This is a genomic window from Pseudoalteromonas rubra (genome assembly GCF_004212645.1).
In the GTDB taxonomy this organism is placed as follows: domain Bacteria; phylum Pseudomonadota; class Gammaproteobacteria; order Enterobacterales; family Alteromonadaceae; genus Pseudoalteromonas; species Pseudoalteromonas rubra_G.
On sequence record NZ_PPUZ01000134.1, the window covers coordinates 1 to 226 of the forward strand.

Genomic DNA, 226 nt, shown 5'->3' on the forward strand with positions numbered 1-226 from the left:
CGTTGTCTCATCATCCAGCACAATACGGGTCACATCCAGATCAGCAAACAACCCGGCCAGCCCCGACTGCGTGATAACCTGCGACATGCCCGTATCGGCCATCATATAGTCGCGCCGACTTGCTGGGTAAGTGGGGTCCAGCGGCACATAAGCACAGCCCGCTTTCAAAATACCTAACATCCCGACCAGCATGTCTATATGACGTTCAAAGCACAGTCCTATCAGG

General features: G+C 54.0%; 1 protein-coding gene. It reads right to left on the bottom strand.

Going from position 1 to position 226, the window contains the following annotated elements:
• The coding region (locus C3B51_RS22815; protein WP_130246501.1) for an AMP-binding protein at positions 1-226 on the bottom strand (226 nt) is incomplete at both ends.